The following is a 548-nucleotide window of genomic DNA, read 5'->3' on the forward strand; positions in this document are numbered from 1 at the left end:
TACTCAAAGAGATGCTAGGTATCAGCCACTAAGTGCCGAATATGAGCGAAACATACGATCAAAAAAGGCGACCTTGAGGTCGCCTTTTGAATATTCGATAAATGGATATCAGTCCACTTGCTTGATTTGCAGCTCTTTTGGTACTTCGAAGAACATGTTTTCTTCTCGACCTAAGACTTCATCGACTGAGCGAGCACCCACTAGTTCTTTGATACGCTCAAGAATCTGATTCACCAACTCTTCTGGCGCAGAAGCCCCCGCTGTCACACCTACTTTTGTTTTGCCTTCAAACCACTCTGGCTTGATATCTTCAGGACAATCCGTCAAGTAACCAGGCGTGCCAAGTTTCTCAGCCAACTCTTTAAGACGAGTAGAGTTTGAAGAATTCTTAGAACCCACAACCACCATTACATCCACATCACCAGCCAGCTCTCGCACGGCATCTTGGCGGTTTTGTGTTGCGTAACAAATATCGTCTTTACGTGGGCCTTGGATGTCAGGAAATACGCGGCGTAGCTCTTCAATCACATCAGCGGTTTCATCGACAG

General features: G+C 46.0%; 1 pseudogene. It reads right to left on the bottom strand.

The features are described from left to right. Positions 1–108: 108 nt before the first annotated feature. A pseudogene (gene ispH / locus R7Z47_RS26395) lies at positions 109–548 on the bottom strand (4-hydroxy-3-methylbut-2-enyl diphosphate reductase); the annotation flags it as partial.

The organism is Vibrio sp. 1641, assembly GCF_033339995.1.
Lineage (GTDB): Bacteria > Pseudomonadota > Gammaproteobacteria > Enterobacterales > Vibrionaceae > Vibrio > Vibrio alginolyticus.